Source organism: Vogesella perlucida, assembly GCF_979366545.1.
Genome location: NZ_CEETRO010000011.1, coordinates 111,925 through 136,650 on the forward strand (window position 1 = coordinate 111,925; position 24,726 = coordinate 136,650).

General features: G+C 61.2%; 22 protein-coding genes. 10 read left to right on the forward strand and 12 right to left on the reverse strand.

Annotated features, from left to right (window positions below; translation table 11 throughout):
- Positions 1-42: 42 nt before the first annotated feature.
- Positions 43-996 carry a D-2-hydroxyacid dehydrogenase gene (locus ACZ9XP_RS15525; protein ID WP_147682952.1) on the reverse strand — a complete coding sequence of 318 codons (954 nt, stop codon included), beginning with the start codon at positions 994-996 and terminating at the stop codon, positions 43-45.
- A 7-nt stretch (positions 997-1,003) separates the two neighbouring features.
- Complete coding sequence (locus tag ACZ9XP_RS15530) at positions 1,004-1,780, reverse strand: DUF2189 domain-containing protein (RefSeq protein WP_147682950.1); 777 nt, start codon at positions 1,778-1,780, stop codon at positions 1,004-1,006.
- A 145-nt stretch (positions 1,781-1,925) separates the two neighbouring features.
- Between ACZ9XP_RS15530 and ACZ9XP_RS15535 the strand changes: the two genes are divergently transcribed.
- Positions 1,926-2,252 (forward strand): FKBP-type peptidyl-prolyl cis-trans isomerase, encoded by a 327-nt coding sequence (locus ACZ9XP_RS15535; RefSeq protein ID WP_147682948.1) that lies wholly within the window; start codon positions 1,926-1,928, stop codon positions 2,250-2,252.
- Between the two features lie 66 nt (positions 2,253-2,318).
- Here the strand turns inward: ACZ9XP_RS15535 and ACZ9XP_RS15540 are convergent, their stop codons facing one another.
- The 3 genes from ACZ9XP_RS15540 to ACZ9XP_RS15550 form a co-directional block, all read right to left on the reverse strand.
- Positions 2,319-2,933, reverse strand: a complete 615-nt coding sequence (locus ACZ9XP_RS15540) for a DedA family protein (protein ID WP_206211159.1) — start codon at positions 2,931-2,933, stop codon at positions 2,319-2,321.
- A gap of 354 nt (positions 2,934-3,287) precedes the next feature.
- Positions 3,288-3,533, reverse strand: coding sequence for a hypothetical protein (locus tag ACZ9XP_RS15545; RefSeq protein ID WP_227302640.1), 246 nt, complete (start codon positions 3,531-3,533; stop codon positions 3,288-3,290).
- 232 nt (positions 3,534-3,765) lie between these two features.
- Positions 3,766-4,887 (reverse strand): cupin domain-containing protein, encoded by a 1,122-nt coding sequence (locus ACZ9XP_RS15550; RefSeq protein ID WP_147682944.1) that lies wholly within the window; start codon positions 4,885-4,887, stop codon positions 3,766-3,768.
- Positions 4,888-5,027: 140 nt separating this feature from the next.
- On the opposite strand from ACZ9XP_RS15550, the gene ACZ9XP_RS15555 reads away from it, so the two are divergent.
- Positions 5,028-5,507, forward strand: coding sequence for an FKBP-type peptidyl-prolyl cis-trans isomerase (locus ACZ9XP_RS15555; RefSeq protein WP_017510244.1), 480 nt, complete (start codon positions 5,028-5,030; stop codon positions 5,505-5,507).
- A gap of 59 nt (positions 5,508-5,566) precedes the next feature.
- Here the strand turns inward: ACZ9XP_RS15555 and ACZ9XP_RS15560 are convergent, their stop codons facing one another.
- The 3 genes from ACZ9XP_RS15560 to mgtE are packed head-to-tail and all read right to left on the reverse strand — an operon-like array spanning position 5,567 to position 8,553.
- Positions 5,567-6,295, reverse strand: a complete 729-nt coding sequence (locus ACZ9XP_RS15560) for a phosphatase PAP2 family protein (protein WP_147682942.1) — start codon at positions 6,293-6,295, stop codon at positions 5,567-5,569.
- On the reverse strand, positions 6,292-7,107 hold the full coding sequence (prmC, locus tag ACZ9XP_RS15565; protein ID WP_465188738.1) for a peptide chain release factor N(5)-glutamine methyltransferase: 816 nt from the start codon (positions 7,105-7,107) through the stop codon (positions 6,292-6,294). The genes ACZ9XP_RS15560 and prmC overlap by 4 nt, the downstream gene beginning before the upstream one ends.
- A gap of 3 nt (positions 7,108-7,110) precedes the next feature.
- Positions 7,111-8,553 (reverse strand): magnesium transporter, encoded by a 1,443-nt coding sequence (gene mgtE / locus ACZ9XP_RS15570; protein WP_147682937.1) that lies wholly within the window; start codon positions 8,551-8,553, stop codon positions 7,111-7,113.
- A gap of 278 nt (positions 8,554-8,831) precedes the next feature.
- Between mgtE and ACZ9XP_RS15575 the strand changes: the two genes are divergently transcribed.
- Entirely contained in the window at positions 8,832-11,693 is a 2,862-nt protein-coding gene (locus tag ACZ9XP_RS15575) for a methyl-accepting chemotaxis protein (protein ID WP_465188739.1), read from the forward strand.
- Positions 11,690-13,186 (forward strand): chemotaxis protein CheW, encoded by a 1,497-nt coding sequence (locus ACZ9XP_RS15580; RefSeq protein WP_465188740.1) that lies wholly within the window; start codon positions 11,690-11,692, stop codon positions 13,184-13,186. Before ACZ9XP_RS15575 ends, ACZ9XP_RS15580 begins: the two co-directional genes overlap by 4 nt.
- Before the next feature lie 12 nt (positions 13,187-13,198).
- Here the strand turns inward: ACZ9XP_RS15580 and mtgA are convergent, their stop codons facing one another.
- The 3 genes from mtgA to ACZ9XP_RS15595 all read right to left on the reverse strand — a co-directional run bounded on the left by mtgA (position 13,199) and on the right by ACZ9XP_RS15595 (position 15,266).
- The gene (gene mtgA, locus ACZ9XP_RS15585; protein ID WP_147683222.1) at positions 13,199-13,882 is read right to left on the reverse strand and encodes a monofunctional biosynthetic peptidoglycan transglycosylase; all 684 of its coding nucleotides are present in this window, start codon (positions 13,880-13,882) and stop codon (positions 13,199-13,201) included.
- A 3-nt stretch (positions 13,883-13,885) separates the two neighbouring features.
- Positions 13,886-14,707 carry a shikimate dehydrogenase gene (gene aroE / locus ACZ9XP_RS15590; protein ID WP_465188741.1) on the reverse strand — a complete coding sequence of 274 codons (822 nt, stop codon included), beginning with the start codon at positions 14,705-14,707 and terminating at the stop codon, positions 13,886-13,888.
- A 109-nt stretch (positions 14,708-14,816) separates the two neighbouring features.
- Complete coding sequence (locus ACZ9XP_RS15595) at positions 14,817-15,266, reverse strand: rhodanese-like domain-containing protein (RefSeq protein WP_465188742.1); 450 nt, start codon at positions 15,264-15,266, stop codon at positions 14,817-14,819.
- 327 nt (positions 15,267-15,593) lie between these two features.
- On the opposite strand from ACZ9XP_RS15595, the gene glnA reads away from it, so the two are divergent.
- The 5 genes from glnA to ACZ9XP_RS15620 all read left to right on the forward strand — a co-directional run bounded on the left by glnA (position 15,594) and on the right by ACZ9XP_RS15620 (position 20,894).
- Positions 15,594-17,012, forward strand: a complete 1,419-nt coding sequence (gene glnA / locus ACZ9XP_RS15600; RefSeq protein WP_147682925.1) for a type I glutamate--ammonia ligase — start codon at positions 15,594-15,596, stop codon at positions 17,010-17,012.
- A gap of 153 nt (positions 17,013-17,165) precedes the next feature.
- The gene (locus tag ACZ9XP_RS15605; RefSeq protein WP_465188743.1) at positions 17,166-17,657 is read left to right on the forward strand and encodes a DUF4124 domain-containing protein; all 492 of its coding nucleotides are present in this window, start codon (positions 17,166-17,168) and stop codon (positions 17,655-17,657) included.
- Between the two features lie 186 nt (positions 17,658-17,843).
- The gene (glnL, locus tag ACZ9XP_RS15610; protein WP_147682921.1) at positions 17,844-18,896 is read left to right on the forward strand and encodes a nitrogen regulation protein NR(II); all 1,053 of its coding nucleotides are present in this window, start codon (positions 17,844-17,846) and stop codon (positions 18,894-18,896) included.
- Between the two features lie 19 nt (positions 18,897-18,915).
- On the forward strand, positions 18,916-20,382 hold the full coding sequence (ntrC, locus tag ACZ9XP_RS15615) for a nitrogen regulation protein NR(I) (RefSeq protein ID WP_147682919.1): 1,467 nt from the start codon (positions 18,916-18,918) through the stop codon (positions 20,380-20,382).
- A complete protein-coding gene (locus tag ACZ9XP_RS15620) occupies positions 20,382-20,894 on the forward strand; it encodes an N-acetyltransferase family protein (RefSeq protein ID WP_465188744.1) in 513 nt (170 codons plus the stop codon). The genes ntrC and ACZ9XP_RS15620 overlap by 1 nt, the downstream gene beginning before the upstream one ends.
- Before the next feature lie 104 nt (positions 20,895-20,998).
- On the opposite strand, the gene ACZ9XP_RS15625 is transcribed toward ACZ9XP_RS15620, so the two are convergent.
- On the reverse strand, positions 20,999-21,925 hold the full coding sequence (locus ACZ9XP_RS15625) for a LysR family transcriptional regulator (RefSeq protein WP_465188745.1): 927 nt from the start codon (positions 21,923-21,925) through the stop codon (positions 20,999-21,001).
- A gap of 98 nt (positions 21,926-22,023) precedes the next feature.
- On the opposite strand from ACZ9XP_RS15625, the gene metE reads away from it, so the two are divergent.
- On the forward strand, positions 22,024-24,303 hold the full coding sequence (gene metE, locus ACZ9XP_RS15630) for a 5-methyltetrahydropteroyltriglutamate--homocysteine S-methyltransferase (RefSeq protein WP_465188746.1): 2,280 nt from the start codon (positions 22,024-22,026) through the stop codon (positions 24,301-24,303).
- Positions 24,304-24,726 lie beyond the last annotated feature (423 nt).

The window sequence follows — 24,726 nt, forward strand, 5'->3', positions numbered from 1 at the left end:
TCGCGGGTTTTTTGTTGATAGCGGATACCTTAAGCGGTACCGCTAATCCAGCCGGTTCTGCTGCTGGCCTTGCTGCCACGCTGTCACGTTCTCCACCAGCTGTGCGGCCAACCTGTCCATGGCCTCGCGGCTGGCCCAGCCGACATGCGGGGTGACGATCAGGTGCGGCAAGCGCGCTTTCAGCAGCGGGTTACCTTCACGCGGCGGCTCTACCGACAGCACATCAAAGCCGGCCCCCCCGATCTGGCCGTACTTGAGCGCAGCGACCAGGGCTTCCTCGTCCACCAGCCCGCCACGGGCGGTGTTCACCAGAATGGCACCTGGCTTCATCGCCATCAGCTCTGGCTGGGCAATCAGGTTGCGGGTGCTGTCGTTCAGCGGGCAGTGCAGGGAAATCACGTCGGAAGTAGCCAGCAAGGTATCAAACGATACATAGCCATCACGCACCACGCTCACGCCCTTGCGTTCGCCAAACTGCACCTGCATGCCAAAGGCCCGGGCGCGGCTGGCCATGGCCTGGCCAATGCCACCGCTACCGAAAATGCCCAGCGTCGCGCCCTGCAGGTCTCGGATAGGGGCACCGAAGTGGCAGAACTGCGGGGCGTTTTGCCATACCCCGGCTGCCACATCGCGCTGGTAAGCCGGCAAATTGCGCATCAGCGCCATCATCAGCATAAAGGCGTGTTCGGCCACGGTATCGTCGCCGTAGTGGCGAATATTTGCCACCGCTACGCCCTGGCGGCGGCAGGCGTCGATATCGATGTGGTTATAACCGGTGGCGGCGATCGCCAGCATCTTCAGCTGTGGCAGCGCGGCCAGGGTAGCGGCGTCGAACGGTACTTTATTGGTGATGACGACGTCGGCCTCGGCACAACGCGCCACGATATCGTCGCGGCTACACGCGGGATACTCGGTGTATGCGTGGGCAAAAGGAAAAGCCGGCAGCGGCACCGGCAGGCTGTCTCTATCCAGAAACACAATACGCAAGGGGGTCATGGCGGGTTCAGCATTCGTAGGAGATAAGGGCGCGATAGGCATGCCAGCTCGACAGGCCCAGTAGCGGGGCCACCAGCAACAGCCCGACAAACTGGCTGGCCAAGCCTATCGCAACAAGTGCCACGATCATAGCGGCCCATACTGCCATCGTCACCCCGTTGCGGGCGACCACCTGCAGGCTGGCCTGCATGGCGGTGACCGCATCGATCTCTTTATCCAGCAACATCGCACAGGTGCAGATGCTCAGCGCCAGCAGCAGCAATACAAACAGCAAGGACACCGCTGCCCAGCTCAGCAGCAAAGCCAGGTTCTCGCCATGCAACAAGCCAGGCAGCAGGGCGTCCAGCCGTGGCAGGCGACCTTGGTCAAACAGGGCAAATAACAGCAATGAGCTAGCCGCCCAGGCACAGGACAGCAGCGCCATCACTACACCATACAGCGCCAAAGCACCGGGGTTGGCGCGCCAAGCCAGCGCGCTATGCAGCAACATCACGCGCCCACCGTTAAACGCCTGCTGCTGCCGGGCAATATCGTACAGACCCGCGGCCAGAAACGGGCCCAACACCCAGCAAGCCGCGACCAGCGCCAGTGCCAGCTCGGGGAAATACTGCAGCAGATACCCCAGACCATAGGCCATCAGTACATAGCCTGCCCCGTACAGCAAGGCATCGGCGGGCGTGCGTTGCAGGTCTCGCCAGCCCAGTTTCAGCCAGCGCAAAGGGGCGTCCAAGCCCTGGCGCTGCACCACGATATGCTGCTGCGTAGCCAGACAAAGTAGCGTCATGGTCCCACTCCCTTCAGCGCTTGTAGTAGTTGATTGTTCCTTTTTTATAAGATACTGATTGGCATATACAAAAGCTGTCGCCCACAGGCCTCAGCATGGCTGCTAGAATGGCGCCCTGATCAATGCGGTAACGAAGGACATCACAATGGCAGAACTGATCATCGAAGATCTGGTGACAGGCGAAGGTAAAGAGGCAGTAGCAGGCGAAGAAGTCACCGTGCACTACACCGGCTGGCTGACTGACGGCACCAAATTCGACTCCAGCAAAGACCGTTTCCAGCCGTTCAGCTTCCCGCTGGGCGAAGGCTACGTGATCAAGGGCTGGGATCAGGGCGTACTGGGCATGAAAGTGGGCGGCAAACGCAAGCTGACCATCCCGGCCGAGCTGGGCTACGGTGCGCGCGGCGCCGGCGGTGTTATCCCGCCCAATGCCACACTGGTATTTGAAGTAGAGCTACTGCAGGTAGGCTAAGCCTGCCCGCCATGAAAAACGCCCCGTGGCTTGTGCCCGGGGCGTTTTTCATGCGTGCGGCCAACCTCAAGCGTCGGCATTCGCCGCCTGGCGTTTCTTGCGCCAGAAATACACACCCAATACCAGCCCGGCTACCGCCAGCGCAATCAGGATGCCCGCCTGGCCACGATGCACCATATGCATCAGCCACTCGCGGTTACGCGCACCGAAATACCCCAGGTAAACCCACACCGGCACCGAGATCAGCGCGGCAAAACCGTCCATCATCAGAAAGCGCCAGTAAGGAATACGCCGGGTCATCCCCGCCGTCAGAAAGATGGGCGACCGCAAACCCGGCAAGAAGCGGGCCACAAACAACACCCAGTTACCGTAGCGGGCAAACTTTTCCTGGGTGGCGGCAAAACGCTCGGGAGTCATGATTTTGGCTACCGGGCGAAAGCGCAGCACACGCTCGCCATACAGGCGGCCAGCCGCAAACATGATGCCATCCCCCGCCAGCACCCCGGCCATGCCTACGGCAAACATCCAGTGCACATTGGTGTAGCCCAGGCCGGAAATGATGCCGCCAGCCACCAGGGTAATGTCTTCAGGAATCGGTACGCCAAAACCACAGACCAACAACACGATGAATACGGCAAAGTAGCCATACCCGGTAAAGAAGTCGAGAAGGAGTTGCAGGATGTCCATGTCTGCCCGAGGTTCGGAGAAAGATAAGCGAGCCACTTCGACCGTTACCCGGCGCAGCGGTTCAAAACGGCAGCCATCATATCACAGCCCCTGCAGGCGGCTTGTTACCAACATCACGGCGCACCCGAACCCGGCAAAAAACTGCCGCTGCCAGTAGCAAGGCATAGCCGAAACAGGCCTGGATCGGCAAAATTCATTTTGTATGAAAATATTTTACGACAGCGCAACGACGCTACTAAGCGTGTTCGCCAAAGACAAGGCAGGAAAAGCAGAAAAAACAAAGCAGAAACAGCAGACAATAAAAAACCGGCCCAAGGGCCGGTTTTTCATGCAACCACGTAAACGTGATTACTGAGCAGCGGAAGCAGCCGGAGCGGAAGCGTCAGCAGCCGGAGCGGAAGCGTCAGCAGCAGGAGCGGAAGCTTCAACAGCAGGAGCGGAAGCTTCAACAGCAGGAGCGGAAGCTTCAACTGGAGCTTCTTCTTTTTTACCGCAAGCGGACAGAGCAACGGCCAGCAGGGCAGCAACGATGAGCGACTGTTTCATTTGTGTATTACCTTTGAAAGTAAGTGTTGAACAAGACGTCTGGTTCACTACTCTCTCTCAAAAAAATTCCAGACAGAGAAAGCAGTGTAGATACTGTCAGTGCGCAAATTCTAGCACGAATAAAATTGTTGGGAAGGGGGTAAACGCTAATTTATTGCGGATATCTGCATTGTCGATGCTGCATCGCAACATATCTCTAACGCCAAGCCGCCTTCTTTCGATAAAAAATCTTCGTTTACGATCACTTACCTTGCATCATTCATGCTACAGCAGGATTACGCTAGCCAGCGATATGCCACCAACCAGACAGATAACCCTCGAACAACAAAGGCATCATACTGTCGGACAATCCGGCAGATTCCAGCTGTCGCGTATTGGCTAACCGTTGCCAGGCGGCCAACTGCGCCGGTTCGCATTCCAACAGTTGTCCGTTGCAGTACAGCATGTCATTAACATAAAGAATCTGACTCTTCAAATCCAGAACAATGCCATGCGCTTTTACCTGCTCGGCAAAGGTTTCTTCGTCGAGCTCGTCTTCTGCACCTTCATAGAACACGTGCGGCTTCGGTTCGGTCAGATAGTGACCCAGAAAGTCGGCCACCACTTTTTTATCCCAGCTGATCTGCTGCAGCATCTGGCTCACCTGCTCCACCATGGCATCGCTAATCTGTGCTGGTGCAGCCTGTTGCTGCAAATCCGGGTCGGCATAGCGGCCTTGTACGCAAATGCGGTCTTGCAGGTACACCAGAAACTCGGTGGCGATTTCCTGCGCCGACGGGGCGCGGAAACCGATGGAGTACGTCATGCCCGGCTCCAGCGCCACACCGTAGTGCGCACATTTGGGTGGCAGGTACAGCATGTCGCCGTGTTCCAGGATGAACTCTTCTTCCATCTGGAAATCTTTCAGTACCTTGATTGGCGCATCTTCAATGAACGATTCGTCCTGTTGCGAAGAAATCTGCCAGCGCTTGCGGCCGCCCACTTGCAACAAGAAAACATCATAAGAGTCGAAATGCGGGCCAACCGTGCCGCCGGGCGGGGCGTAGCTGATCATCAGGTCATCCAGCCGCGCATACGGCATGAAATCGAAACGCCACAAAATATCGGCAATATGCGGCAGATGATGATTGACGTTCTGTACCAGGATGGTCCAGTCGGTTTCCGGCAGGCGGCGCAAGCGGCCGGCGCGGAACGGGCCACGCTCCAGATGCCATTTACCCTGCTTGTATTCGATCAGGCGCGATTCCACATCTTCATCCGCAGCCAGCTTGGCCAGCCAGGCGTAGTCCACGTGTTCGCCGACATCTTTCAGTGCGCCACGGATGAGCAAGGGCTTTTTATGCCAGTAATCTTTTAAAAAGGTCTCGGCGGTCATGCCGCCCAGAAGTTCGATTGGTTTCATGGCAGATTCTCGTTACGCATTCAGGCAATGGTTTACAATACGGGGATATCTGTTTTGCGCCGGATTTTGCTGCAGCCCAAGGCTTGCAGGCCTGCGATGCATCAAGATTCCCTTTCTTTTCTCTACGACGGTACCGCCTCATGCAAATCGTTAAAAACTCGGTCGTAACCATTCACTACGAAATGTACGACGCCGACAACACCCTGCTCGACAAAACTGAAGAGCCAATTGCTTACCTGCATGGCGGCTACGACGGCATTTTCCCGCTGGTGGAAGAAGCACTGCACGGCAAGGCTGTGGGTGAATCCATCACCGTAACCCTGACCCCGGACGACGCCTTTGGCGAGCCGGAAGAAGAGCTGGTGCGCGTAGAGCCGCTGGACGTACTGCCGGAAGAAGTGGAAGTCGGCATGATGTTCGAAGCAGACGACCCGGAAACCGGCGACGTGATCCTGTTCCGCGTTACCGACGTAGCCGACGGCAAAGCCGTACTGGATGGCAACCACCCACTGGCTGGCCTGACCATCCGCTTCCAGGCAACCGTGGCAGAAGTTCGCCCGGCTACCCCGGACGAAATCACCCACGGCCACGCCCACGGCGAGCACGGCCACCATCACTAAGCCTTCCACAGGCACGCTGATGACAAAACGGGGCGCCAGCCCCGTTTTTTGCGCCCACGCTACCTGGCAGGCGCCGTTTTACCCCGCAGCAGCACCACGCACAACCCCAGCGTGAGCAGGTTATACAGCACATACGCCTCGTTCGGCCTGCCCTGCCCCAGCTTCCACACCGTTACCGCCAGCAGCACCAGCGCCAGGGCTTTTACCGCCTGTCGCAGCAAAGCCGTGGGCGCAGCACTTTTGCCTACCCGCCCGGCCAGATGGGCCAAGGCAAACCCGCAAGCGGCACCGGCCAGCACGTCCAGCGGCCAGTGCACCCCGATCGCCAGGCGCGACAGGCACACCAGTGCGGCCAACAATGCCAGGCCAAGCTGGGCAGGCAGCGAGCAGCGCGGCATAAGCACCCCCGCCAACACCCCCACGGCAATAGCATGGCCGGAGGGAAACGAAGCGTTACCCGGCAGCACATCCAGCAAGCTTACCGTGCCAGCAGGTAATACCAGCGGCGGGCGCAGCACGTCAAAACCGGCTTTCAGCCAGATACTGGCCGCCACACCGGCCAAGCCCAGCGCCACCATGCGTGGCAACAAGGCGGGCTGTCGTGCGGCCAACAGTAGCAACACGCCGATCACCAGCGTCCACTCGCCTGCCATGCTCAGCAGCCGCCACACCACGCCCGGCACCACGGCCAAGGCGTGATGCAGGGTAATGAACAATGGCTGATTCACCCCGGCAAGCCACACCAGCAGCGCGAGTGCAGACAGCAACAGCACCATCAGGCGTGTCATGGCTGGCACCCAAGCGTTACGCGGTCCAGCCCCGCCAGATCCGGCAGGGTGTGCACCTGCTGCAGGCCAGCCTGCTCAAACAATTGCCGGCAAGCCGGGCCCTGGTCGTAACCGTGCTCCACCATCAGCCAGCCCCCTGCGGCCAACCTGGTCGGGGCAGCGGCGGCAATGGCACGCAGGCAATCCAGGCCATCGTTACCGTCGGTCAGCGCCATGCGCGGCTCAAAGCGCACGTCGCCCTCCCCCAGGTGATGATCTGCGGCATCGATATACGGCGGGTTGCTGACAATCAGCTCATATTGCGCAGCGGCCGGCAGCGGCTCGAACCAGCTGCCGTGATGAAACGCCACGCTCGCCCCCAGCGCCTCGGCATTACGGCGCGCCATGGCCAAGGCATCCGGCGACAGATCAACCGCCGCCACTTGCCAGGCCGGCGCCTCCAGCGCCAGCGTCACCGCAATGGCGCCGCTACCGGTACCCAGATCTACCACGCGGGCGGCCGCCTTGCGGCCAACCTTGTCCAGCGCGGCTTCTACCAGGTGCTCGGTTTCCGGTCGCGGTATCAGCACGGCCGGGCTCACGGCAAAACCGCGGCCGTAAAATTCGCGCTCACCCAGTAAGTAGGCTACTGGCTCGCCGGCCAGGCGGCGCTGAGCCAGCTGGCAGAACGCTTGCCACTGCGCATCCGGCAGCAGATCGGGGCCGGCGGAGACCATGGCGCTGTGGCTCAGGCCGCTGACGTGCGCCAGTAGCAGCCGGGCTTCCAGCCGCGGCAAGTCAACATGGCGTAATGCTTCGTTTAGCGTAGGCATGGTTTACAGCAAGAACAGGCTGGCGAGGCCCAGGAAAATGAAGAAACCGCCAGAGTCGGTACACGCGGTAATCAGCACGCTGCTGCCTACTGCCGGGTCTTTGCCGAAGCGCTCCATCATGGTGGGAATCAGCACGCCCATGGAGGCGGCCAGCATCAGGTTCAGTGTCGTGGCGGCCAACATCACCAGGCCCAGCGCAAAGTTGCCGTACAGCATCCACGCCAGCACGCCCAGTGCACCGCCCCATACCACACCGTTAATCACCGACACGCCCAGCTCTTTGCGCCACAAGCGGTTGGCCTGCCCCGGCTGCAGCTGGCCCATGGCCAGCGCGCGCACGATCATGGTGATGGTCTGGTTACCGGAGTTACCGCCAATACCCGCCACAATCGGCATCAATGCGGCCAACGCTACCAGCTTTTCGATACTGCCCTCAAAGGCGCCAATCACCCGGCTGGCCACAAAGGCGGTACACAGGTTGATGGCCAGCCAGGCCCAGCGGTTTTTGACCGAGTCGATCACCGGGGCAAACAAGTCTTCCTCTTCTTTCAGGCCGGCCAAGTTCAGCGCCTCGGTTTCCGATTCCTCGCGAATCAAATCCACCATCTCGTCTACCGTCAAGCGGCCGATCAGCACACCGTGCTCGTCCAGCACCGGGGCGGTGACCAGGTCATAGCGCTCGAAAGCCAGCGCGGCGTCGGCCGCGTCTTCTTCCGGGCGGAAGCTCACCACCTCGGTGGCCATCACCTCTTCGACCAGCGCATCGGTATCGGACACCAGCAGCTTGCGCACTGGCAGCACACCCTTGAGCACGCCGTCTTCGTCGGTCACAAAAATCTTGTCGGTCTGGCTGGGTAGTTCGTCGAAACGGCGCAGGTAGCGCAGTACCACTTCGCAGCTGACGTCGGCGCGAATCTTCACCAGCTCGAAGTCCATCAGGGCACCGACCTGGTGCTCTTCGTACGACAACACGGATTGCAGCTGCTGGCGCTCTTCTTCGTCCAGGCCGCCCATCACCTCGTACACCACCTGGCGCGGCAAGTCGGCGGCCAGGTCGGCCAGCTCGTCGGCGTCCAGCTGCTCGGCAGCGGCCACCAGCTCGTGCTGCTCCATCGATTCGATCAGCGATTCGCGGACGGCGTCAGACACCTCCAGCAGGATGTCGCCTTCGTCGTCGCTATCCACCAGGTCCCACACCAGCAGGCGGTCTTCCAGCGGCAGGGCTTCCAGGATGTAGGCGATATCGGCCGGGTGCAGGGCTTCGAGCTTGTGCTCCAGCTCGGCCAGGTTTTGCTTGTGAACGAGCGATTCCACCAGGTCATGCCGTGGCATGTCCTGGCGGTGCACAAGGTCCTCCACCAGGCGATGGCGCTCGATAAGGCGCTGTACCTGGGTGAGGCTGTCCTGCAGACGATCGGTGGGTTGTTTCTTGTCGACAACCGTCATGCACGTCTCCTTCCGCCTTTGGCGGGAATGACGCTGCATCCGGCAAAAAGGCGGGGCTAGTAGTGAGCCGTAATGGCTAAATCAGATGAGTAATAACTGGGTAAGTCCATGAGTTACACCGCGCTCCTGCGCAGCTATCACGAAAGAGGCGGAATTGTAGCATGCGATGCCGTAGGCAACCAGCGCAGGCGGGCGCGAGAGTCGGGCGGTTGATCGGAGTTTTCTTATAAAAAAACAGGGTTATTTGCTATACAACTTAAACAAAAGGGAGGGTTACCATGCACGACGCCACGCTCACCACACTACGCAATGCCCTGCACCAGACAGGGCTGGATAGCAACCGTGAAATCCAGGACATTATTGGCCTGTTGGCCGCCATGCATGTGAACCTGGCCATGGCCGAGTTTTCGCCCGATGGCACCTTTCTGGACGCCAACCCCAAATTTCTGGCCATGTTCGGCTACAGCCGGGAACAGCTGCTAGGCGAGCACCACCACCGCATCTGGAGCGACGAAGACGTCGAGGCCGGCAAATACGATGCGCTATGGCAGCGGCTATGCCAAGGCGAGCCGGTAGAGGGCGAATACCGCCGCCGGCGCCAGGACGGCAGCAGCGTGTATATCCAGGCGCACTACAACCCCTTGTGCGACCAGAACGGCCAACCCTACAAGCTGGTGAAATTCGCCACCGATATCTCCGACACCAAGCTGCGGCTGCACGAAGACTTTGGCAAGCTGCAGGCGCTGAACCGCACCCAGGCCATTATCGAATTCGCCCCGGACGGCACGGTACTCACGGCCAACGACAACTTCCTGCAGCTGATGGGCTACACACTGGACGGTATTCGCGGCCAACACCACCGCATTTTCTGCCCGGCCAGCGAAACCGGCAGCGCCGACTACAAGGCATTCTGGGAAAAGCTGCGCAATGGCGAGCAGCACCACGGCGAGTTCATGCGCCTGACCAGCAAGGGCCTGCCGGTGTGGCTGCAAGCCATCTACAGCCCGCTGTACGCCCCCGATGGCCGTCTGTGCAAAATCGTGAAATTTGCCAGCGACGTTACCGACGTCAAGCGCCAGTCACTAGAAGACGACGGCAAAGTGGCCGCCATTTCGCGCTCGCAAGGGGTCATCGAATTTGACATGGGCGGCCATGTCATCAGCGCCAACGACAACTTCCTGCAGCTGATGGGCTACACGCTGGAAGAAATCCGCGGCGAGCACCACCGCATGTTTGTCGACCGTGACGAAGCCGACAGTGCCGCCTACCGCAGCTTCTGGCAAAAGCTGGGGCGTGGCGAGTTTGACCGCGGCGAATACCTGCGCTTTGGCAAAGATGGGCGCCGCGTATGGATACAGGCCAGCTACAACCCGATTCTGGATCTGGAAGGCCAACCAGTAAAAGTGGTGAAGTACTGCACCGACATTACCGCCAGCAAACTGGCCAGCATAGAAAACGCCGCCCGCATGAGCGCCGTGAGCAATAGCAGCTGCCTGCTGGAGCTGGACCGCCTGGGCAACGTGCTGGACGGCAACGCGCTGATGGAACAAGCACTGGGTTACAACCTGGCGCAGTTGCGCGGCCTGCCACAAAGCCGGCTGATGTTCGAAGAAGACATCGACAGCCCCGCCAGCCAGGCACAATGGCAACAGCTGCGCCATGGTCAGCCAGTAGCCTGCGAGCTGCGCCGCCGCGCGCTGGACGGGCGGGAAGTCTGGTTTGGCAGCATGCTCAGCCCGGTCATCGGCTTGGACGGTTTGCTTAGCAAGGTGGTGATGATTGCCCGTGACATCACCGCGACCAAGCTGGCACAGCTGGACGCCGGCGGCAAACTGGACGCCATCGACCGCGCACAGGCGGTCATCGAGTTCGACCTCAGCGGCAAGGTACTGCACGCTAACGACAACTTCCTGAAGCTGATGGGCTACCGGCTGGAGCAGATACAGGGCGTACACCACCGCATTTTTGTCGACCCGCAGTATGCGGCGAGCGCCGAGTACCTCAGCTTCTGGGAGCGGCTATCGCGCGGCGAATACTTTGCCGGCGAATACAAACGCATCGGCTGCGGCGGCAAGGAAGTGTGGATCCAGGCCACCTACAACCCCATTTTCGACCCGCGCGGCCAACCTGTAAAAGTAGTGAAATTCGCCTCTGATGTGACGCAGACCAAACTGCGCACCGCCGAGTACGAAGCCAAAGTCTCGGCCATCGAGCTGGGGCAAGCCGTGATCGAATTCGACCTGACAGGTAATGTGCTGCGCGCCAACCGCAACTTTCTGGCCGCCATGGGCTACACCCAGCGCGAGATACAGGGCCAGCACCACAGTATTTTCTGTACCGCGGAATACACGCATAGCAAAGCCTACCGTGACTTCTGGTTACGCTTGGGCGAAGGCCAGTTTGTTAGCGGGCGCTTCCACCGCGTAGGCAAATTTGGCCGCGACGTGTGGATACAAGCCAGCTACAACCCCATCCGCGATTTGAACGGCCACGTGGTCAAGATCATCAAGTACGCACACGATGTCACCAACGAAGTAAAGCTGGAACAGCAGATTCTCAGCAAATCCACGCAGATGACAGGCAACCTGCACAGCCTGATCGGCAGCATCGACGTCATTGCGGCCAACGCCAGCGTGGCGTCCGACCTGGCGCGTGAATCCAGCCGCACAGCCGAGCAGGGCTTTGGTGCGCTGCGCCAGGCCATTACCGCCATCAGCCAAAGCCAGCACAGCGCACAGAAAGTGGCCGAAGTGGTACGCGTGATCAGCGATATTGCTAGCCAGACCAACCTGCTGGCCTTCAACGCCGCCATCGAGGCGGCACGCGCCGGGCACCATGGCGTAGGCTTCTCTGTGGTGGCGGCGGAAGTACGCAAGCTGGCCGAGCGCTGCGCCCAGGCGGCCAAGGAAATTACCCAGCTGATAGACGAATCGGTACGCCATGTCAGCAGCGGCGCCGACATCAGCCAGCAAGCAGCACAAAGCTTCGAAGGCATTCTGGGCTGCGTAGCGCGTACAGCACAGAGCGTGGAAAAAATCGTGCAGGGCACCGAGCAGCAAAGCGGCGTTACCGGGGAAGTACAGCAGCTGCTGACCGCGCTGACCAATGTGGCACGCAATAGCGAAGAAGACGCCCGATGAGCGCGCGCTTCGGCCTGTTTCACCTGGACGGCAACCACCTGGCGCTGCCCATCGAGGCGCTGCGCGAGGCAGTGCCCACCACCCCACTGGCCCTGCTGCCCGGCTGCCCGCCCTATGTACTGGGCAGCATGGACCTGCGCGGCCAACGTTTACCGGTGGCCGACCTGCGCCTGCTGACTGGCGGGACAAGCGGCGGCCCCCTGCCCGCTTGCGTGGTAGTAGTACAGCACCAGGACAAGCTGCTGGGCGTCCTGGCCGACGATGTAGAAGGCGTACAAGAGGCCGAGCCGCAACGCATGAGCGGGGATAACGGCGGCATTCTGGATGGCAGCTTGCCCGCCGGTGCGGGTGGCATCAGCGCCACCTTGCTGAACCCGGCCGCCCTGCTGGGCTACCCGGGGATTCCCTCCGCCAGCGTGGCAGCGGATAGCACGCCCGATCAAAGCGATGACAGCAGTGTGGAGCCCGACCACGTGATGCTGATGCAGTGCGGCAGCGTACCGCTGGCCATGGCGTGCAGCCACATCCACACCATCATCCTGAACCCGCACATCACCCAAAATGCCATGAGCAGCGGCTACTGCATGGGCACCATCCAGTACGCGGGCCAGCAGATTGCCGCCGTCAGCCTGCTGGCCGCCTGCAGTATCCCGCTGAACCCCAAGCCCGCCCTGACACAGGCCTTTGTTATCCGCTACGCCCAGGGCTACGTGGCGTTCATGGTGGAACACATCATCGACGTGGTACAACGCACCGGCCATACCCTGCTACCACTCCCCCCCCAGTCACTGCTGCGGCCGGATCACTTTCTAGGAGCCATTCCGGCCAGTGAAACCCCGGCAGACTCGGTAGGCCACCATGCCTCGCCCAGTGGCCACTACCTGCTGCTGGATGGCGACATGCTGACAAACCGGCCAGATCTGGCCTGCCTGGCCGGCATGAATACCCCACACGACGCACAGGCCGGTAACGGTAGCCCTACCCAGCCTGGTAGCACACCACGCCAGCAGGGCGAGCGCTGCCAGCTGCTCACGTACGACCTGGGGTTCGAGGTGGCTACGCCTGTCAGCCAGATTATCGATATCGTCCCCTGGCAAGCCGAGCGCGCCGTATTTGGCCTGGAGTGCGAACACGCCGGCCTGCTGATTGCCCGCGGACGAACCCTGCCGCTGTACTGCCTGAGCAGCACACTGGGCATTCCGCTCGCCCCGATACGCGATACGGCCAGTGTGCTGGTGGTAGAAACAGACTACGGCGTGGTCGGTTTTGCTGTACCGGGCCTGATTACCATTGATGAAGCCTGGCAAGAGCGGCTGGACAATGCCGAGGTAGCCGGCCCCCCTGCACATATCCGCCACAGCAATCTGGCGGCAAGCTGGCGCCATGTGCTGGTGGGGCAAGGCAAGCAAGAGCGGCTGCTAAGCTTGCTGGACCTGGTGGCGCTGGCAAAAAGCAAACTGGCCCCGCAAGCGGAGCCAGTCGACCTAACGTAGTGCTGCGTACAACTATGGCGTATCCGCCATTGGCATGCGGCGCAGGATGATACGCGTCTTGCGCGCCAGGCCCGGGGCGTTACGGTGTTCGTCGTAATAACGCGGGTTGGGCACCATGGCGGCCAACTTGGCAGCCTGCCCAGCCGATAGCCTGGCGGCGCTGCTGCGGTAGTAATGCCGCGCTGCTGCCTCGGCACCAAATACGCCATTACCCCACTCGATCACGTTCAGGTAGATCTCGAAGATACGGCGCTTGTCCATTACCGCCTCCAGCATCACCGTAATCATGGCCTCTTCCAGCTTGCGCCAGGGGGTTTTGCGGCCCGACAAAAACAGGTTTTTGGCCAGCTGCTGGCTAATGGTAGAACCACCGGCCACGATGCGCCCCTGCTTCATGTTTTTCTCGAACGCCGCCTCGATACCATCCCAGTCAAAGCCTTCGTGGTCAACAAACTTGGCGTCTTCCGAGGCAATCAGCGCACGCTTGAGGTTGCCGGAAATACGCTCGTACGGCACCCATTTATGGCGCAGCTCGGCAGCAGGGTCTTCTTCCTGCAGGCGCGCCAGCTGCTCGGTCATGAAGGCACTGGCCGACGGGTTGAAGCTACGCCAGTACACGATGTGACCGAAGATCCACAAGTTGTACAGAAAAAGGGCGGCCAGCAGGGCCGCCCCGATGCGTAAGGACCAGCGCAGCACTTAGGCCAGCACCTCGCGCAGCATATTGGTGACCTTGCGCGTTTCCGGCTGCACACCGCGCCAGATACGGAACGATTCGGCGGCCTGCTCTACCAGCATGCCCAGCCCGTCGGCCAGCATGCCGGCCTGTTCACTTTGCGCACGGCGCAGGAAAGGCGTCAGGCCACGGCTGTACACCATGTCGTACGCCAGCGCACCGGCAGCAAAAACACCGGCAGGCATTGGTGGCAGCTCGCCCTGCAGGCTGGTAGAAGTGCCATTGATGATGATGTCGAACTGGCGGCCCGCCAGCGCGTCATAAGCAGTCGCTTCGATCTGGCCCAGGCTGGCAAACTGTGCGGCCAACGCTTCGGCCTTGGCCACGGTACGGTTGGCAATGGTCAGTGTGGCAGGCTGCTCTGCCAGCAGCGTGGGCAGCACGCCACGTACGGCACCACCCGCGCCCAGCAGCAGCACGCGTTTGCCGGCAATGGCCACGTCCAGGTTCTCGACGATATCGCGCACCAGGCCCACACCGTCGGTGTTGTCACCGTAAATCTTGCCGTCCCGGAAGCTCAGCGTGTTCACGGCTTCGGACAAACGGGCGCACTCGCTGACTTCCTGGGCAAAGCGGAAAGCATCGCCCTTGAACGGCAGCGTCACGTTCAGGCCACGGCCGCCAGCAGCCACAAAGGCCGATACCACGTCGTCGAATTTGCCGATGTCGGCAAACAGCTTTTCGTACTGCAGCGCCTGGCCGGTGGCATTGGCGAATTCGCTATGGATGAAAGGCGACTGGCTATGCGAGATAGGGTTGCCAATTACAGCGTAACGATCAGTCATGATTCACTTCTCTATATGGGGTAAGTCAGGCAAGCCGGTGGCAGCCGCTTGGCCGAAGACACACTTTGCCTTGTCGGACAGGAAACTGCAACCGCCTATTGCCATGCGGTTAGCCCTGAATCCACGGCAGCCCGACAGCCTTCCAGCCATTGAGGGTGCCACGGTGCTGCTGCGGGTCGCGGTCGCCTTCAAAACCTTCCAGCACGTTGTACACCTGGGCATAACCTGCCTCTGCGGCCAACCTGGCAGCCTCGTCCGAGCGCGCCCCGCTGCGGCAGATAAACAGCACGGTCGCAGTCTTGTCTACCTGCTGCTGCAGCTGGCTGGCAAAGGCGGCATTCGGCACCATGCCCGGGTAGCTGCGCAGCTCGATACGGACGGCATCGGGAACCACCCCGACAAACTGCCACTCTGCAGCACTACGTACGTCTACCAGCACCACACCGGGCAGGCCCTGGCACAGCGCCCAGGCCTCGGCAGGCGACACGGCACCGCTATACGACAAGCCCAGCTCGCTACCACGGTTGCGGGCGGTGGACAGAATGGTTTCAACAGTCATCTTGCTCTCCTTCATATGGGGTAAGGGAAACCGGCTGCCGCTGCTTATTGATTGTCATCACGACATCACGGCGCGATTTGCATAATAATGGAGGCCATCATGCAGTGTGGTAGGCGCACAGGCAAGATCTGCTATGCACCAATAAAGCGCACCACATTGGAGCACGCACCAAAATGGTACGCAGCTAGCCCCGACTGGTACGCCAGCACAGGCAACGCAGCACCCAAAACCGGGCCAGATGGCTGGCACGGTTCATGCTTTTAGTCCGGCACACCTGTATTTGTGCCATCTCGTTTGATGCACTTAGCTTTTCTCTAGGAGATATCCATGGCGGTTGCAGACGTAGTCAAGCTCATTACCGAAAACGACGTAAAATTTGTCGATTTGCGCTTTACCGACACAATGGGTAAAGAGCAGCACGTAACCATTCCGGCACACGTTCTGCTGGAAGACGCTGACGAGTGGTTCGAACGCGGCCACGCGTTTGACGGCTCCTCCATCTCTGGCTGGAAAGGCATCCAGGCCTCCGACATGCTGCTGATGGCCGACCCGGCCACCGCCAAAATCGACCCGTTCTTCGACGAGCCGACCGTATTCATGAGCTGTGACGTGATCGACCCGGCCGATGGCAAGGGCTACGACCGCTGCCCACGCTCGGTCGCCAAACGCGCCGAGGCTTACCTGAAAGCTTCCGGCATTGGCGATACCGCCTTCTTCGGCCCGGAGCCAGAATTCTTCATCTTCGACAGCATCACCTGGGGCACCGACATGTCCGGCTGCTTCGTGAAGATCAAGGCAGAAGAAGCTGCCTGGGCTTCCGCTGAAGAGTTCGAAGGCGGCAACACCGGCCACCGTCCTGGCGTAAAAGGCGGCTACTTCCCGGTACCACCGGTAGACTCCTCCCAAGACATCCGCTCGGCCATGGTGCTGCTGCTGGAAGAACTGGGCGTACCGGTAGAAGTGCACCACCACGAAGTGGCTACCGCTGGCCAGAACGAAATCGGCACCAAGTTCAGCACCCTGACCCAGCGCGCTGACTGGACCCAGATCCTGAAGTACGTGGTACACAACGTCGCCCACAGCTACGGCAAAACCGCAACCTTCATGCCTAAACCGATCGTTGGCGACAACGGCTCCGGCATGCACGTACACCAGTCCATCTGGAAAGACGGCAAAAACCTGTTTGCTGGTGACGGCTACGCCGGCCTGTCCGACACCGCCCTGTACTACATCGGCGGTATCATCAAGCACGCCAAGGCACTGAACGCCATCACCAACCCGGGCACCAACTCCTACAAGCGTCTGGTACCACACTACGAAGCACCGGTAAAACTGGCTTACTCCGCCAAGAACCGCTCCGCTTCCATCCGTATCCCGCACGTAGCGAACCCGAAAGGTCGCCGTATCGAGGCACGCTTCCCGGACCCGCTGGCTAACCCGTACCTGTGCTTCTCCGCCCTGCTGATGGCCGGTCTGGATGGTATCCAGAACAAGATCCACCCAGGCGATGCAGCAGACAAGAACCTGTACGACCTGCCTCCGGAAGAAGACAAACTGATCCCGACCGTGTGCGCTTCGCTGGATGAAGCCCTGGCCGCACTGGACGCAGACCGCGAGTTCCTGACCCGTGGCGGTGTGTTCTCCAACGAATGGATCGACGCCTACATCGAACTGAAGATGAAGGAAGTCAACCTGACCCGCATGACTACCCACCCGGTAGAATTTGCGATGTACTACAGCCTGTAAGCGATTCGACCCGCGTACGCTGCAACCCCGCACCGGCAACGGTGCGGGGTTTTCATTTATCCAGGCCACTGACAAACGGCAGAGCGTAGCCAGCTCCGCTTTTTTGCATTAGCACTGCCAAGCGGCAAGAGATTGAATTATCATGCGTTTGCAATGACTATCGCCTATTTCCCCATGCGTCTTACTCTGCTTGCCCTGCTACTCGGTAGCCTGCCGCTGGCCCAGGCCAGTACCATTTATCGATACGTTGATAAAGACGGGCACGTTACGTTTACCAATATGCCGCAGCCAGGCGCACAGGCCATCTCGATCACCCCCGCCAACCCGGATACCGGCACACGCGGCAGCATTACGCCGCGCAATAATTCGCCACGCCAGCGTGCCCCTGCGGCCAACGTTGCCGTACCGTCGGTCGACGCCGGCACCCAGCGCAACCGCGACGAAGGCCGCCGCCGCATTCTGCAGACAGAGCTGGATAACGAACAGAAAGCCCTGGCCGAAGCACGCACCGCTTTGAGCGAAGCCCGGCGCAAACCTGGCACCGCCACGGCGCAGCTGCAGCGCCTGCAAGACGCGGTAACCGACCGCGAACGCAATATCGATGCGCTGAATAAAGAACTGGGCCGTAGCGCCGCACCAAAGTAGTGCAGTACACTCACCAAAACGACGCCCCCACCCAAACGCCCCAGTTTGTGCGCCGTTTTGTATCGCGCCCGTAGCCTGCCAGCGCGACCAGCTAGCCCCTGTGCGGGCGCGGCTTTTGCTAAGACACCGTTAATAGCCGCGCCAGCCTGGCGCAGCTAGCCACACAGGCAAACCGGACCCAACACCATGCCCCTACACCCGTACGCCGGACTCGACCTGCTCGACACCCCGGTGATGATTGTCGAGCGCAACGGCCAGCTTCACTACGCCAACCCGGCCAGTGAAAACCTGCTAGGCATCAGCCACAAAGGGCTGAAGAAACACACCCTGTACGAACACTTCCATCACCCTCGCGCTTTGAAAAACGCCGTACAGATGGCGCTGGATCACGCCGGCAGCTTTATCGAACACGACCTGGAAATCTCGCCGGAAGGCGACCACCCCCTGCATATCGGCCTCACGGTGACCCCCATCGACGGCCCGGTGCGCCTGGCCCTGGTAGAGATGCGCCCTATCGAGCAACAGCTGCGCATCGTCAACGAAGAGCGTCTGCTATTACAGCAGCAAGCCAACCGCGAGCTCATTCGCAACCTGGCACACGAAATCAAGAACCCGCTGGGGGGTATCCGTGGTGCCGCCCAGCTGCTGGAACACGAAATTGCCGACCGCCCCGAGCTGCTGGAATACACCGGCGTGATCCGCGAGGAAGCATTGCGGCTACAGTCGCTGGTAGACCGGCTGCTGGCACCGCACCGCCGCCACATTGCCAACGACGTGAACATTCACGAAGTGCTGGAGCGCGTGCGCAGCATCATCCTGGCCGAGTACCCGCACGGCCTGCAGGTAAAACGCGACTACGATATCAGCCTGCCCATGTTGGCCGCAGACAAAGAGCAACTGATCCAGGTGGTATTGAATATCGGCAAGAACGCTGTGCAAGCCATGCAGGGCAGCGGCGAGCTGGTTTTCCGCACCCGCGTGGCACGCCAGGTCACGCTGGCGCGAAAGCGTCACAACCTGGCACTAAAATTGCAGATCATCGACAACGGCCCCGGCATTCCGGAAGAAATCCGCAACCATGTGTTCTACCCGCTGGTCACCGGCCGGGCAGAGGGCACCGGGCTAGGGCTCACGCTGGCGCAAACCTTTGTGCACCAGCACGGCGGTACCATCGAATTCGAATCGCGGCCGGGCTACACCTGCTTTACGGTACTGATGCCGTTCGGCCCCGATCAATAACCCCACAAGGCGAGCCAACATGACGCAAACGGTCTGGATCATCGACGACGACAAAGCCATCCGCTGGGTGCTGGAAAAGTCGCTCTCGCGCAGCAATATCGCCTACCAGAGTTTTGCCAGCGCCGACGATGCGCTGAACGCCCTGTACGACACCATCCCCAGCGTCATCATCAGCGATGTGCGCATGCCGGGCACTGATGGCCTGAAATTCCTGGGCAAGGTCAAAGCCGAACACCCTGCGCTGCCGGTCATCATCATGACGGCGCACTCCGACCTGGACTCGGCCGTGTCGGCCTTTCAGGGCGGTGCCTTCGAGTACCTGCCCAAACCGTTCGACGTAGACCAGGCCGTGGCGCTAATCGAACGCGCACTTGCGGAAAGCCGCAGCGGCGACGCCATCGGCGAAAGCCCGGAAGCCATGCCGGCCCTGTTGGGACAGGCACCGGCCATGCAGGATGTGTTCCGCGCCATTGGCCGCCTATCGCAGTCCAGCGTGACCGTGCTGATTACCGGCGAATCCGGCACCGGCAAAGAACGCGTGGCCGAAGCGCTACACCGCCACTCGGTACGCGCCAGCAAACCCTTCATCGCGCTGAACACCGCCGCCATCCCGAAAGACCTGCTGGAATCCGAGCTGTTCGGCCATGAAAAAGGCGCCTTTACCGGCGCCGTGGGCAGCCGCCGCGGCCGCTTTGAAGAGGCCGAAGGTGGCACGCTGTTTCTGGACGAAATCGGCGACATGCCCACCGAGCTGCAAACCCGCCTGCTGCGCGTGCTGTCCGATGGCCACTTTTACCGCGTGGGCGGCCACACACCGATCAAGGCCAATGTGCGCGTGATCGCCGCCACCCACCAGCACCTGGAAGAGCGCGTCAAGCAAGGCCAGTTCCGCGAGGACTTGTTCCACCGCCTGAACGTGATCCGCTTGCGCCTGCCACCGCTGCGCGAGCGCAGCGAAGACATTCCGCTGCTGGTACGCCATTTTCTGTCGCGCAGTGCGGCCAACCTGGGCGTAGAGCCCAAGCGTTTGTCCGACAGCGCCATGGCTTTTGTGCGCCAGTACGCCTTCCCGGGCAACGTGCGCCAGCTGGAAAACCTGTGCCAATGGATTACCGTGATGGCACCCGGCCAGACCGTGGAAAGCGCCGACCTGCCACCCGAGTTCCGCCTGCCGCCCGACGCCGCACCGTCCAGCCACAGCCATGAGGCCGACGCCAGCCCCCAGCCCGCCAGCGTGCCCGCGCATACCGCGGCCGCACTGGCCGATGGCGACTGGCTGCAGCTATTGGCGCGCGAGGTCAGCCAAAGGTTGGCCGCAGGGGAAACCGGTATTATCGACGACCTGACCGCACGCTTTGAAAGCACCTGCATCAAGAGCGGCCTAGCGCATACCGGCGGACGCAAAGTCGAAGCTGCGCAGCTGCTGGGCTGGGGCCGCAACACGCTGACGCGCAAGATCCAGGAACTGGGGCTGGAGCACGAGTAATGACCATCACCCGCCTGCACACTATCGATGCACAGCAGTTGGCCTCTCTGGCCGCGCTATTGCAAGACAGCGTGCACGGCGGCGCCTCGGTTGGCTTTCTGGCGCCGCTGCCACACGCCGAAGCACACGCCTACTGGCAAGACGTTGCCACCGCGCTAGGCCCGCTGCTTTACTGCTGGGTCGCGGAAGAACACGGCCAGATGATCGGCACCGTGCAGCTGGCACTGTGCGGCAAGGCCAACGGCCGCCACCGAGGCGAAATCCAGAAGCTGATGGTACACAGCACGGCACGTGGCCGCGGGCTGGCGCGCCAGCTGATGCAGGCCGCCGAAACTGCAGCCCTGACAGCGGGCTGCAGCACGCTAGTGCTGGATACCGATAGCGGCTCGGCCGCCGCCCGGCTGTACCCCAAGCTGGGTTGGCAACACGCAGGCGACATCCCCGCCTACGCCGCCAGCCCGGACGGCCAACTGCATGCTACACGCTACTTCTACAAGCTATTGACGGCTTAGCTGGCCCACCTCCCCCGCCAGCAAAACGGCACGCGCTATTTGGGCGTGCCGTTTTGCCATGTTGGCCGCAGCCAGCCGCGAGAGACGCTCCAGCTACACAACCCTCAGGCCAGTACGCTCAGGCCTGGCAAGGTAGCAAAGCTCTGCTCGCGCACGGTGTGCAGAAAATCACGCATATACGCCAGCAGCGCATCGTCCTGGCGCAGCGCGGCGTACAGCTCGCTCTGCAGGCCGCAGTCCCCGATGCGGGCGCTGGCAATATAGCCACGGTCCAGATACGGCTTTACCGCCCAGAACGGCATGGCCGCCACGCCACGGCGGCTGGCCACCAGCTGGATGATGGCCACGGTCAGCTCCGACGTGCGCCGCGCCGGGTTCACCCCGGCCGGCTTCAGCACCTTGCGCACCAGGTCCAGCATCACATCCGGCACCGGGTAGTGAATCAGGGTTTCGCTCGCCAGATCTTCTGCCTGCCATACCGGCTTGGCCGCCAGCGGGTGGTCCTTGGCCATGATCAGTACCATTTCGTAGGCAAAGAGCGGCTGGTACACCACGCCGTCCTGCGGCTCGGCTTCCGAGCAGATGGCCAGGTCAGCGCGACGCGTCAGCAGCAGGCCTACCGGGTCGGCATGAAAGCCGGACACGATATCCAGCTCCACCGCGGGCCAGTGCTGGCGGAAAGCATCCATGGCCGGCATCAGCCAGTCAAAGCAGGTATGGCATTCCACCGCAATGCGCAGCTCTCCCGCCTCGCCCTCGCGCAGGCGCGCCATATCGCGCTCGGCACCGGCCACCAGGGCCGACACCTCGCGCGCCAGCGCCAGCAGGCGCTCCCCCGCTGGGGTAAAGCGCAGCGGCTGGGTTTTGCGCTCGAACAAGGCCAGGCCGTAATGGTCTTCCAGCGCCTTTAATTGATGCGACAGCGCCGACTGCGTCAAAAACACCCGCTTGGCCGCCTGCGACACGCTGCCGCACTCGGCCAGCGCCAGCAGGGTTTTGAAGTGGCGAAGCTCTAACTGGCTTTGCGACATGAATTGCCTTAATGATTGTCAGTAAAATAATGAAATTGCCTCATGATTGTAGATGCCGCATGCTGAATGCACAACATTCATCAGCAAAGGCATTCCACATGAGCCACATTCATCTGCTAGGTTTCCCGCGCATCGGCGCCAAACGTGAACTGAAATTCCTGCTGGAACAATTCTGGCGCCAGGACATCGACGAAGCCACCCTGCTGGGCGGCGCACGCGAGCTGCGCCAAAAACACTGGCTGCTGCAAAAAGGCGCCGGCCTGGACATCAGCCCGGTGGGCGACTTCTCGCTCTACGACCAGGTGCTGGACGCCCAGGTGCTGGTCGGTGCCATCCCGCGCCGCTTCGGTTTTGATGCCGCCACGCTCAGCACCAGCCAGTACTTCCAGCTGGCACGCGGCAATGCCACGCAGCACGCGCTGGAAATGACCAAATGGTTTGATACCAACTACCACTACCTGGTGCCGGAATGGCACGCCGATACCTCCTTTGCGGCCACCCCTGCACCGCTACTGGCGCACATCGCCGAGGCCCAGGCACTGGGCATCCAGGCCAAGCCGGTATTGATCGGCCCACTCACCCTACTGTGGCTGGGTAAATGTAAAGGCAGCACCTTCGACCGCCTGAGCCTGCTGCCCGCCCTGCTGGCCACCTACCAGCAACTGTTGGCCGCACTGAACACCGCCAAAGTAGACTGGGTTCAGATAGACGAGCCGATTCTGGCACTCGACCTGCCGGCCGACTGGCTGGCCGCGTTCACCCCCACCTACCAGGCGCTGGCCGCCAGCCCGCTCAAGCTGCTGCTGGCCACCTATTTTGGCAGCGTGGCGCAGCATGCCCCCTTGCTCAAAGCCCTGCCGGTAGCCGGCCTGCACCTGGACCTGGTACGCGCCCCGCAGCAACTGGACGCCTTCCTGCCAGCTTGGCCGCAAGACAAAATCCTGTCTGCCGGCCTGATCGACGGCCGGAATATCTGGCGCGCCGACCTGGACGCCACCCTAGCGCAAGCCGAAACCCTGCACGCCACACTGGGCAAGCAGCTGTGGCTAGCGCCGAGCTGCAGCCTGCTGCACAGCCCGTTCGACCTGGCACAAGAAGGCAAGCTGGATATCGATCTGAAAAGCTGGCTGGCGTTTGCCGTACAAAAAGTCAACGAGCTCAAGCTGCTCAAACGCGGCCTGCACAGCGGCCGTAGCAGCATCGAGAACGAACTGGCCGCCAGCAACTTTGCGCGCCAGCAACGCCAGCAGCACCCGCGCATCCACCGCGCCGACGTAGCCCAAAGGTTGGCCGCACTGCCTGCCGGCAGCGACCAGCGCCACAGCCCCTACCCGCTGCGTGCCCAAGCACAGACCAGCTGGCTGAAGCTGCCGCTGCTACCCACCACCACCATCGGCTCCTTCCCGCAAACCAGCGACATTCGCGCCGCCCGCGCCGCCTTCAAACGCGGCGAACTGAACGCTGCCGGTTACGAGCAGGCGATGAAAGCCGAAATCGAGCTGGTGATCCGCAAACAGGAAGCACTGGATATCGACGTGCTGGTGCACGGCGAAGCCGAACGCAACGACATGGTGGAATACTTTGGCGAGCAGCTGGACGGCTTTGCCTTCACCGAATACGGCTGGGTGCAAAGCTACGGCAGCCGCTGCGTTAAACCGCCCATCATCTATGGCGATGTCGCCCGCCCGCACGCCATGACCGTCGCGTGGTCGGTATACGCACAAAGCCTCACGCCGCGCCCAGTAAAAGGCATGCTCACCGGCCCGGTCACCATCCTGCAGTGGAGCTTTGTACGCAATGACCTGCCGCGCAGCCAGGTGTGCCGCCAGATTGCCCTGGCCATCAACGACGAGGTACTCGACCTGGAAAACGCCGGCATCAAGGTCATCCAGATCGACGAACCCGCTGTGCGCGAAGGCTTGCCGCTACAGCGTGCCGACTGGGATGCCTACCTGGCCTGGGCCGGCGAAGCCTTCCGCCTGTCGTGCGCCCGCGTAGACGACAGCACGCAGATACACACCCACATGTGCTACTCGGAATTCGGCGATATCCTGCCCGCCATCGCCGCGCTGGATGCAGACGTGATCACCATCGAAACATCGCGTTCCGACATGGAGCTGCTGCGCGACTTTGGCAGCTTTGCCTACCCCAACGAAATCGGCCCAGGCGTGTACGACATCCACAGCCCGCGCATCCCGGCCGAGCACGAGCTGGAAAAACTGCTGGCCAAAGCACTGGACGTGATTCCGGCACAGCGCCTGTGGGTCAACCCCGACTGCGGGCTGAAAACCCGCGGCTGGCCGGAAGCCGAGGCGGCACTGCAGGCCATGGTCAACGTCACCAAGCGCTTGCGCCAACAGCTGAAGCAGCCTGCCTGACAGGTACTCAGCAAACACAGGCAGCACCACCTCAACAACACCCTTGCAGCAGGATAATCATCCTGCTGCAAGGGTATTTTCATGTGCCATACTGCCACGATAAGGACTCCCGGTCGTGTTTGGACAGGGCGCGAACCAATAGCCAAGCCCGCTTGCGCGGGCTTTTTTATTGACTGGGCTGGGAGCGACCCGTAGCCCGGTATAAGCCGCAAGCGCATCCGGGGGCCGGCCGCAGGACGGCGGGGGGAGGTGGTGAGCGGGGGTTGTCGTCAGATGTTGGTTGACTCAGCGATGTCGCGGCCAACGTTGGCCGCAGGGCGGGGGTTTTCACGATGGCTATCCGCCACTGCAAAGCACAACTGCAAAGCACAAAGCCCAGCTCGTGTGAGCTGGGCTTCGGTATCGGGCGTCTGGCGGTGTCCT

Bases quoted from the DNA above. Each gene is read 5' to 3' on its own strand.
- ACZ9XP_RS15525 (WP_147682952.1), bottom strand. From the start codon at position 996: ATGACCCCCTTGCGTATTGTGTTTCTGGATAGAGACAGCCTGCCGGTG.
- ACZ9XP_RS15530 (WP_147682950.1), bottom strand. From the start codon at position 1,780: ATGACGCTACTTTGTCTGGCTACGCAGCAGCATATCGTGGTGCAGCGC.
- ACZ9XP_RS15535 (WP_147682948.1), top strand. From the start codon at position 1,926: ATGGCAGAACTGATCATCGAAGATCTGGTGACAGGCGAAGGTAAAGAG.
- ACZ9XP_RS15550 (WP_147682944.1), bottom strand. From the start codon at position 4,887: ATGAAACCAATCGAACTTCTGGGCGGCATGACCGCCGAGACCTTTTTA.
- ACZ9XP_RS15555 (WP_017510244.1), top strand. From the start codon at position 5,028: ATGCAAATCGTTAAAAACTCGGTCGTAACCATTCACTACGAAATGTAC.
- ACZ9XP_RS15560 (WP_147682942.1), bottom strand. From the start codon at position 6,295: ATGACACGCCTGATGGTGCTGTTGCTGTCTGCACTCGCGCTGCTGGTG.
- prmC (WP_465188738.1), bottom strand. From the start codon at position 7,107: ATGCCTACGCTAAACGAAGCATTACGCCATGTTGACTTGCCGCGGCTG.
- mgtE (WP_147682937.1), bottom strand. From the start codon at position 8,553: ATGACGGTTGTCGACAAGAAACAACCCACCGATCGTCTGCAGGACAGC.
- ACZ9XP_RS15575 (WP_465188739.1), top strand. From the start codon at position 8,832: ATGCACGACGCCACGCTCACCACACTACGCAATGCCCTGCACCAGACA.
- ACZ9XP_RS15580 (WP_465188740.1), top strand. From the start codon at position 11,690: ATGAGCGCGCGCTTCGGCCTGTTTCACCTGGACGGCAACCACCTGGCG.
- aroE (WP_465188741.1), bottom strand. From the start codon at position 14,707: ATGACTGATCGTTACGCTGTAATTGGCAACCCTATCTCGCATAGCCAG.
- ACZ9XP_RS15595 (WP_465188742.1), bottom strand. From the start codon at position 15,266: ATGACTGTTGAAACCATTCTGTCCACCGCCCGCAACCGTGGTAGCGAG.
- glnA (WP_147682925.1), top strand. From the start codon at position 15,594: ATGGCGGTTGCAGACGTAGTCAAGCTCATTACCGAAAACGACGTAAAA.
- ACZ9XP_RS15605 (WP_465188743.1), top strand. From the start codon at position 17,166: ATGACTATCGCCTATTTCCCCATGCGTCTTACTCTGCTTGCCCTGCTA.
- glnL (WP_147682921.1), top strand. From the start codon at position 17,844: ATGCCCCTACACCCGTACGCCGGACTCGACCTGCTCGACACCCCGGTG.
- ntrC (WP_147682919.1), top strand. From the start codon at position 18,916: ATGACGCAAACGGTCTGGATCATCGACGACGACAAAGCCATCCGCTGG.
- ACZ9XP_RS15620 (WP_465188744.1), top strand. From the start codon at position 20,382: ATGACCATCACCCGCCTGCACACTATCGATGCACAGCAGTTGGCCTCT.
- ACZ9XP_RS15625 (WP_465188745.1), bottom strand. From the start codon at position 21,925: ATGTCGCAAAGCCAGTTAGAGCTTCGCCACTTCAAAACCCTGCTGGCG.
- metE (WP_465188746.1), top strand. From the start codon at position 22,024: ATGAGCCACATTCATCTGCTAGGTTTCCCGCGCATCGGCGCCAAACGT.